At 63.8% G+C, this 8,658-nt stretch carries 6 protein-coding genes and 1 pseudogene; 2 read left to right on the forward strand and 5 right to left on the reverse strand.

Annotated elements, in window-relative coordinates:
- Positions 1 to 55: 55 nt before the first annotated feature.
- The 4 genes from leuB to leuC form a co-directional block, all read right to left on the reverse strand.
- Positions 56 to 1,138 (reverse strand): 3-isopropylmalate dehydrogenase, encoded by a 1,083-nt coding sequence (leuB, locus tag APH42_RS12030; protein WP_012271191.1) that lies wholly within the window; start codon positions 1,136 to 1,138, stop codon positions 56 to 58.
- A gap of 54 nt (positions 1,139 to 1,192) precedes the next feature.
- Positions 1,193 to 1,957, reverse strand: a complete 765-nt coding sequence (locus tag APH42_RS12035; protein WP_060493364.1) for a class I SAM-dependent methyltransferase — start codon at positions 1,955 to 1,957, stop codon at positions 1,193 to 1,195.
- 90 nt (positions 1,958 to 2,047) lie between these two features.
- Positions 2,048 to 2,692: a 3-isopropylmalate dehydratase small subunit gene (gene leuD, locus APH42_RS12040; protein ID WP_012271189.1), complete on the reverse strand. Its 645-nt coding sequence runs from the start codon at positions 2,690 to 2,692 to the stop codon at positions 2,048 to 2,050.
- Positions 2,689 to 4,122 carry a 3-isopropylmalate dehydratase large subunit gene (gene leuC, locus APH42_RS12045; RefSeq protein ID WP_060493365.1) on the reverse strand — a complete coding sequence of 478 codons (1,434 nt, stop codon included), beginning with the start codon at positions 4,120 to 4,122 and terminating at the stop codon, positions 2,689 to 2,691. The genes leuD and leuC overlap by 4 nt, the downstream gene beginning before the upstream one ends.
- 131 nt (positions 4,123 to 4,253) lie before the next feature.
- Here leuC and APH42_RS12050 point away from each other — a divergent pair, with 131 nt between their 5' ends.
- Together APH42_RS12050 and APH42_RS12055 are read left to right on the forward strand one after the other, a co-directional pair.
- Positions 4,254 to 5,132: a LysR family transcriptional regulator gene (locus APH42_RS12050; RefSeq protein WP_012271187.1), complete on the forward strand. Its 879-nt coding sequence runs from the start codon at positions 4,254 to 4,256 to the stop codon at positions 5,130 to 5,132.
- Between the two features lie 62 nt (positions 5,133 to 5,194).
- A complete protein-coding gene (locus APH42_RS12055; RefSeq protein WP_012271186.1) occupies positions 5,195 to 8,491 on the forward strand; it encodes a PAS domain S-box protein in 3,297 nt (1,098 codons plus the stop codon).
- A 57-nt stretch (positions 8,492 to 8,548) separates the two neighbouring features.
- Here the strand turns inward: APH42_RS12055 and APH42_RS12060 are convergent.
- A pseudogene (locus tag APH42_RS12060) lies at positions 8,549 to 8,658 on the reverse strand (heat-shock protein); the annotation flags it as partial.

Consider the following 8,658-nt stretch of genomic DNA (forward strand, 5'->3'; position numbering starts at 1 on the left):
CACCTTTGCTAAAAGTGGGCCGCCACCGGGAATTTTGGGTGGCGGGCCAGAGAGATTACAGATTCCGCAGCGCTGCGACTACTGCGTCGCCCATTTCCTGCGTACCAACTTTGCGGCAGCCTTCGGAGAAGATGTCGCCGGTGCGCAGGCCCTGGTCCAGAACCAGGCTCACGGCCTTCTCGATCGCCTCGGCGGCAGCCGACTGATTGAAGCTGTAACGCAGCATCATCGACACCGACAGGATGGTCGCCAGCGGGTTGGCGATGCCAAGGCCTGCGATGTCCGGCGCCGAGCCGTGGCACGGCTCGTACATGCCCTTGTTGTCGGCATCCAACGACGCCGAAGGCAGCATGCCGATGGAACCGGTCAGCATGGAAGCTTCATCCGACAGAATGTCACCGAACATGTTGTCGGTCACCATCACGTCGAACTGTTTGGGGGCACGAACGAGCTGCATGGCCGCGTTGTCGACGTACATGTGGCTCAGTTCCACATCCGGGTAGTCCTTGGCCACGTCTTCGACCACTTCACGCCACAGCTGGCTGGAGGCCAGGACGTTGGCCTTGTCCACCGAGCACAGCTTCTTGCCGCGCACGCGGGCCATGTCGAAGCCGACACGGGCAATGCGGCGCACTTCGCTCTCGCTGTAAGGCAGGGTGTCGTAGGCCTGGCGCTCGCCGCCTTCCAGCTCGCGCTGGCCACGCGGGGCACCGAAGTAGATACCACCGGTCAGCTCACGAACGATGAGGATGTCCAGGCCCGAAACGATTTCCGGCTTCAGCGACGAGGCATCGGCCAGTTGCGGGTAGAGGATGGCCGGGCGCAGGTTGGCGAACAGGCCCAGTTGCGAACGGATTTTCAGCAGGCCGCGCTCCGGGCGAATGTCTCGCTCGATCTTGTCCCACTTCGGGCCACCCACGGCGCCCAGCAGCACGGCATCGGCCTGGCGCGCACGCTCCAGGGTTTCGTCGGCCAGTGGCACGCCGTGCTTGTCGATGGCGGCACCGCCGATCACGTCGTGCGCCAGGCTGAAACCGAGCTGGAACTTGTCGTTGGCCAGCTCCAGCACCTTGACCGCTTCGGCCATGATTTCCGGGCCGATACCGTCACCTGGGAGAATCAGAATCTGCTTGCTCATGCTTTCCTCTATCCATTCACGCGGTGCGGCCAAACGGGCCCCACCGAAAAGTGCTTAACGCTCGGCCCACAGCACCAGCACATCGGTGCTGAACGAGCCATCGGCCTCGATTTGGTAATACTGCCGTACTTCTTCGCCCATGGCTTGCTGCAATTGGCGGATGGCCACTCGCATCGGTTCTGGGGTGCGCATGCGCTCTACCCAGGTGTTCCACTCCAGGCGCAGCGGCTGACGGGTGTGGCTGCGCACATGCAGGCCGGCTTCGCTGACCTGGCGCTGCCATTCGGCGGCGGAGTAGTCGCGCACATGGCTGGTGTCGCGCAACACTTCGACCGTTTGCAGGTAGGTGTCGAGCAACGGGCTGCCCGGCGACATCACGTCGATGAACGCCGCCACGCCACCCGGCTTGAGCACCCGGCGCACTTCGCGCAGGGCCAGGCCCAGGTCGCTCCAGTGATGGGCCGAGTAGCGGCTGAAGACGAAGTCGAACGAGGCATCGGCGAACGGCAGGCGTTCGGCGGCGCCGCGCTCGGTGGCGATATTGGCCAGGCCGCGCTCGGCAGCGGCGCTGGCGACCACGTCGAGCATGGATTGCGAGAGGTCGTAGGCGACCACCTCGGCGACCAGCGGGGCGACGTGGAAGCTGACATGACCGGCACCGCAGCCCAGGTCCAGCACGCGAGCATGGGCCTGCCCTGCCAGCTCGGCCTGCAGCAGGGCAAACTCACTGCCCTGGGCGTGCACGGCGCTGCTGAGGTAGGCGTTGGCCTGTTCGCCGAACTGGCGTTGGACCACGTCGGTGTGGGTGGTGCTGGTCATGGGAGCATTCCTTTCGATTGTCATCACCAGTGCCGGCCTCATCGCGGGACAACCCCGCTCCCGCAAGGCCAGCACTCACTGCTATATCACTCAGGCATCACGGAACAGCCAAGGCTGCCCGGCGCGGTGCTTGCCTTCGAAGGCCTTGATCGCATCGCTGTCCTGCAAGGTCAGGCCGATATCGTCCAGGCCGTTGAGCAGGCAGTGCTTGCGGAACGCGTCGATCTCGAAGTGCAGTACCTTGCCATCCGGGCGAGTCACCGCCTGGGCCTGCAAGTCGATGGTCAGTTGGTAGCCGGGGTTGGCTTCGACCTGCTTGAACAGCTCGTCCACTTCCTCATCGCTGAGGATGATCGGCAGCAAGCCGTTCTTGAAGCTGTTGTTGAAGAAGATATCGGCAAAGCTCGGCGCGATGATGCTACGGAAGCCATATTCGTCCAGCGCCCACGGGGCGTGCTCGCGGCTGGAGCCGCAACCGAAGTTCTCCCGCGCCAGCAACACGCTGGCACCCTGGTAGCGCGCGTGGTTGAGCACAAACTCCTGGTTGACCGGGCGCTTGCTGTTGTCCTGGTAGGGCTGGCCCACGTCCAGGTAACGCCACTCGTCGAACAGGTTCGGGCCAAAGCCGGTGCGCTTGATCGACTTCAAGAACTGCTTGGGGATGATCTGGTCGGTGTCGACGTTGGCACGGTCCAACGGCGCGACGAGGCCAGTGTGCTGGGTAAAGGCTTTCATGCTGCGCTCCCTTGGATCAACTCGCGGACATCGATGAAATGGCCGGCTACCGCAGCAGCGGCGGCCATGGCCGGGCTGACCAGGTGGGTACGACCACCGGCGCCCTGGCGGCCTTCGAAGTTGCGGTTGGAGGTGGACGCGCAATGCTCGCCGCTCTCCAGGCGGTCCGGGTTCATCGCCAGGCACATCGAGCAGCCCGGTTCACGCCATTCGAAACCGGCTTCGAGGAAGATCTTGTCCAGGCCTTCACGCTCGGCCTGGGCTTTGACCAGGCCCGAGCCCGGTACGACGATGGCTTGCTTGACGCTGGCGGCCACCTTGCGGCCCTTGGCGATTTCCGCCGCGGCGCGCAGGTCTTCGATACGCGAATTGGTGCACGAGCCGATGAACACGCGGTCCAGTTTGATATCGGTGATCGCCTGGTTGGCGGTCAAGCCCATGTACTTCAACGCACGCTCGATCGAACCACGCTTGACCAGGTCGGCTTCGGCAGCCGGGTCCGGTACGCGCTGGTCGACGGCCAGGACCATCTCGGGCGAAGTGCCCCAGCTGACCTGTGGCTTGATCTGGCTGGCATCCAGCTCGACCACGGTGTCGAACACGGCGTCTTCATCCGACACCAGGTCTTTCCACGATTCGACCGCTTGCTTCCATTGCTCGCCTTTCGGCGCGTACGGGCGGCCTTCGACGTAGGCAACGGTAGTGGCGTCGGTCGCCACCAGGCCCACACGGGCACCGGCTTCGATGGACATGTTGCAGATGGTCATGCGGCCTTCCATCGACAGTTCGCGGATGGCGCTGCCAGCGAACTCCATGGCGTGGCCGTTGCCACCGGCCGTGCCGATCTTGCCGATCACGGCCAGCACGATGTCCTTGGCGGTAACGCCGGCTGGCAATTGGCCTTCCACGCGCACCAGCATGTTCTTCATCTTCTTGGCGACCAGGCACTGGGTGGCGAGCACGTGCTCGACCTCGGAGGTGCCGATGCCATGGGCCAAGGCACCGAAGGCGCCGTGGGTGGAAGTGTGCGAGTCACCGCAGACCACGGTCATGCCCGGCAAGGTGGCACCCTGCTCCGGGCTGATGACATGGACAATACCTTGGCGCTCGTCATTCATCTTGAATTCGACGATGCCGTATTCGTCACAGTTCTCGTCGAGGGTCTGCACCTGCAGGCGCGACACCTGGTCGACGATGGCCTCGATACCGCCCTTGCGCTCTGCCGTGGTCGGCACGTTATGGTCGGGCGTGGCGATGTTGGTGTCGATGCGCCACGGTTTGCGGTTGGCCAGGCGCAGGCCTTCGAAGGCCTGGGGCGACGTCACTTCGTGGATGATGTGGCGGTCGATGTAGATCAAGGACGAGCCGTCATCACGGCGCTTGACCTCATGGGCTTCCCAGAGTTTGTCGTAGAGCGTTTTGCCAGCCATCAGACTGTTCCTCATCAGCGTCTTTCTATGCCAAAGACCCCTTGGCTTGTACGGACGATGCTAGGGGGTTAGATTGAATAACTCAAATTCATAATTTTTATGCTTTGGATAACCCAAAGGAATACAAAACCATGGACCTGGCCAACCTCAGTGCCTTTATCGCCATAGCCGAAACCGGCAGCTTTTCCGGCGCGGCTGAACGCCTGTTCCTGACCCAGCCGGCCATCAGCAAACGCATCGCCGGCCTGGAACAGCAGTTGGACGTGCGCCTGTTCGACCGCCTGGGCCGCGAAGTGACCCTGACCGAAGCCGGGCGCGCCCTGCTGCCACGGGCCTACCAGATCCTCAACGTCCTTGATGATACCCGACGGGCGCTGACCAATCTGACCGGGGCCGTGAGTGGTCGCCTGACCCTGGCCACCAGCCATCACATCGGCCTACACCGCCTGCCCCCGCTGCTACGGGCGTTCACCCGTCAATACCCGGCGGTGGCGCTGGATATTCAGTTCATGGATTCGGAACAGGCCTACGACGAGATTCTGCATGGCCGCGCCGAAATTGCCGTGATCACCCTCGCGCCCGAACCGCATCACCTGGTCAAGGCCGTGCCGGTGTGGGACGACGCCCTGGACTTCGTCGCCGCCCCCGAGCACCCACTGGCCAGCAACCAGGCGGTCAGCCTGGCTGACGTCGCCCGCCACCCAGCGGTATTCCCCGGCGGCAATACCTTTACCCACCATATTGTCCAGCGCCTGTTCGAAAGCCAGGGCCTGACGCCAAACATCGCCATGAGTACCAATTACCTGGAAACCATCAAGATGATGGTGTCGATCGGCCTGGCCTGGAGCGTGCTGCCACGCACCATGCTCGACGAACAGGTTGCACCCATCGCTTTGCCCGGCATACAGCTGTCGCGCCAGCTAGGCTACATCTTGCACACGGAGCGTACGCTATCGAACGCGGCCAGGGCATTCATGGCCCTGCTCGACAGCCACGCAGGGCCCGCCTGACCGGCCGTCAGCCAGGTATTTCCGATTCCAAGGACGCGTCATACGCCAAAGGTCTGGTACCGATGCCCAAATCAGCAAACCGCTTTTTGCGCCTGCCGCGAATACCTGCGGCTGATCCCCAGGAGTCCGAGCAGGCCTGGCAGAACGCGCCACAACTGCTGGCCGCGCTCAACGGCGCGCGCCTGGGCGCCTGGCTGTGGGACATCGAAAGCGGCAGGGTCAGCTGGTCGCGGGGCACCCAAGCCCTGTTCGGCTTCGATCCGCAGCGGCCACTGCCCGCCGATATCGATTACCTGGACCTGCTGCCCGAGGAGGATCGCGCCCGCACCCGCCAGGTGTTCCAGGCGGTGTTCAACGGCGAGCCCGTGGAGCAGGCCATGCGCCACCGTATCCGCTGGCCGGACGGTAGCCTGCACTGGCTTGAGATCAACGGCAGCCTGACCCACGACCCGCAGGGCCGGCCGCAGATGATCGGGGTGATCCGCGAAATCACCCGCCAGCGCGAACGGGAAACGGCGCTGATCAATTCGGAAAAGCGCTTCGCCACGCTGTTCCACCTCAGCCCCAACGCTATTTTGCTGACCCGTCGGCACGACGGCATGATTTTCGAAGTGAACCAGCATTTCGAGGACATGTTCGGCTGGCCCGGCAGCCAGGTGATCGGCAAGACCAGCCTGGAGTTGGGCCTGTGGGTCAACCCCGAACAGCGCCACCAGGTCATGGAATCCACCCGCGCCAACGGCGGCCCGCTGATCATGGAGGTGCAGTTCCGCGCCACCAGCGGCAAAGTGCATGACGGCATCCTCTGCACCCAGGGTATCGAGCTGGAGGGCGTGACCTTCCTGATCAGTACCTTCGTCGACACCACCGAACGCAAGCGCGCCGAGCAGGCCCTGAAAGACAGCCAGGAGCGCCTGGACCTGGCCCTGGACTCGGCGCAGCTGGGCACCTGGGACTGGCACATCCCCAGCGGCATGCTCTACGGCTCGGCCCGCGCCGCGCAGCTGCACGGCCTACCGCCGATCCCCTTTCATGAATCGTTCGATGCGTTTTTCGAAGGGGTACCGGAGCAGGAACGCAATTCGATGCGCCAGGCCTACCGCAGCCTGCGCGAAGGGCCCGCAGGCAATTACCAGATTACCTACCGGGTGCAGCTGGAAAGCGGCATTTCACGCTACATCGAAAGCCGCGCGCGGCTGTACCGCGACGAGCAGGGCAACCCGCTGCGCATGGCAGGCACCCTGCTCGACATTACCGACCAGGTGGAACGCGAGCAGCGCCTTAGCGCCTCGGAGGAGAAGTTTGCCAGCCTGTTCCAGGTCAGCCCCGACCCGATCTGCGTCACCCGCCAGGACACGGGCCAGTTCATCGAGATCAACCCGGCATTCACCCAGACCTTCGGCTGGAACGGCGAACAGGTACTTGGCCGCACTGCAGAAGAGATCGGCCTGTGGGCCGAGTCCATCGAGCGCGCGCAACGTATCGAGCGAGTGATCCGCGAGCAGGCCCTGAGCAACGTTGCCGTGGTGGTCAATCACCGCAATGGCGCGCCCCTGACCTGCGTGATTTCCAGCCGCCTGATCACCGTCGACGACCAGCCCTGCAGCGTTACCACCCTGCGCGACATTACCCAGCAGCAACGTGCCGAGGCCGCGCTCAAGTCCAGCGAAGAAAAGTTCGCCAAGGCCTTCCACTCCAGCCCCGACGCCATCACCATCACCGAACGCCACAGCGGCCGCTACCTGGAAATCAATGACGGCTTCTGCCGCCTGACCGGTTACAGCGCAGCCGAAGTGGTGGGCCACACGGTGTACGAGATCGGCATCTGGGCCGACGACAAGCAGCGCAGCGCACTGCTGGCCGAACTGCGCGAGCGTGGCCGGGTGCACCACCGCGAGATGCTCGGGCGCAACAAACGAGGCGATATCCTCACCGTTGAGGTTTCGGTGGAACCGATAACCCTCAATGAAGTGGACTGCCTGCTGCTGAACGCCCGCGACGTCAGCCAGCTGAAGAACGCCCAGGCACAGATACGCCACCTGGCCTACCACGACCCGCTGACCAACCTGCCAAACCGTGCCCTGCTGATGGACCGCCTGAGCCAGCAGATCGCCCTGCTCAAGCGCCATAACCTGCGCGGCGCCCTGCTGTTCCTCGACCTCGACCACTTCAAGCACATCAACGATTCGCTGGGCCACCCGGTGGGCGACACCGTGCTGAAGATCATCACCGCCCGACTGGAGGCCAGCGTGCGCCTGGAAGACACCGTGGCGCGGCTGGGTGGCGACGAATTCGTGGTGCTGCTCAGCGGCCTGGAAGGCAGCCGCGAACTGGTGGAAGAGAAGGTGCGCGAGCTGGCCGACACCCTGCGCGAACTGCTGGCCGAGCCGATGTCGCTGGATGGCCAGCGCCTGCAGGTGACACCCAGCATCGGCGTGGCACTGATCCCCGACCACGGCGCCACGCCGGCCGACCTGCTCAAGCGTGCCGATATCGCCCTGTACCGGGCCAAGGACTCGGGACGCAACACCACCCAACTGTTCCACACCACCATGCAGAAGGCCGCCAGCGAGCGCTTGCGCATGGAAAACGACCTGCGCCTGGCATTGGCCCGTGGCGAACTGGCGCTGCACTTCCAGCCGCAGGTGGATGCCCGCGACAACCGCATTGTCGGCGCCGAAGTGCTGCTGCGCTGGCACCACCCTCAACTGGGCCAGCAACCGCCCGCACAGTTCATTCAGGTGCTGGAAGAAAGCGGCCTGATCCTTGAAGTTGGCAGCTGGATTCTCGACGAAGCCTGCGACGCCTGCGCCCGCATGCTGACCGACGGGCTGATCGACGCCGATGACTTCAGCCTGTGCGTGAACATCAGCCCCAGGCAGTTCCGCCAGAACGACTTTGTCGGCCGGGTGCTGCGCAGCCTGGACGACTATCGCCTGCCGCGGCATATGCTGAAACTGGAAATCACCGAAGGCATTGTCATCCAGAATCTGGAAGACACCATCAGCAAGATGCGCGAACTGAAGCGCTACGGGGTGAGTTTTGCCATGGATGACTTTGGCACCGGCTATTCCTCGCTGACCTACCTCAAGCGCTTGCCGGTGGATGCGTTGAAGATCGACCAGACCTTCGTGCGCGATGCACCGATCGACCCCAACGACGCCGAAATCGTCCGCGCCATCGTCGCCATGGCCCGCAGCCTGGACCTGGCGGTGATTGCCGAAGGGGTGGAGCTGACCGAACAGCTGGAGTTTCTCGAACGGCTGGGCTGCCACCTGTACCAGGGCTACCTGCACAGCCGGCCGCTGCCGTTGCCGGAGTTTCGGCAGATGCTACTGGAGGCGCCCGCAGATTATTGAGCCGGCGTGTAAACGCAAGAAGGGCACCCGAGGGTGCCCTTCTTCACATCTGCGCCTTCAGTTCAGCGCTGGCTTGTCGCCATTGATCGGGATGCGCTTGGCCTTGGCTTCTTCAGGCACGATGCGCAGCAGGTCGATGCTGAGCAGGCCATTGGCCAGGCCGGCGG

The sequence above is a fragment of the Pseudomonas sp. NBRC 111140 genome, from assembly GCF_001320885.1.
Classification (GTDB): domain Bacteria; phylum Pseudomonadota; class Gammaproteobacteria; order Pseudomonadales; family Pseudomonadaceae; genus Aquipseudomonas; species Aquipseudomonas putida_P.

Bases quoted from the DNA above. Each gene is read 5' to 3' on its own strand.
- APH42_RS12035 (WP_060493364.1), bottom strand. From the start codon at position 1,957: ATGACCAGCACCACCCACACCGACGTGGTCCAACGCCAGTTCGGCGAA.
- leuB (WP_012271191.1), bottom strand. From the start codon at position 1,138: ATGAGCAAGCAGATTCTGATTCTCCCAGGTGACGGTATCGGCCCGGAA.
- APH42_RS12050 (WP_012271187.1), top strand. From the start codon at position 4,254: ATGGACCTGGCCAACCTCAGTGCCTTTATCGCCATAGCCGAAACCGGC.
- leuD (WP_012271189.1), bottom strand. From the start codon at position 2,692: ATGAAAGCCTTTACCCAGCACACTGGCCTCGTCGCGCCGTTGGACCGT.
- APH42_RS12055 (WP_012271186.1), top strand. From the start codon at position 5,195: ATGCCCAAATCAGCAAACCGCTTTTTGCGCCTGCCGCGAATACCTGCG.
- leuC (WP_060493365.1), bottom strand. From the start codon at position 4,122: ATGGCTGGCAAAACGCTCTACGACAAACTCTGGGAAGCCCATGAGGTC.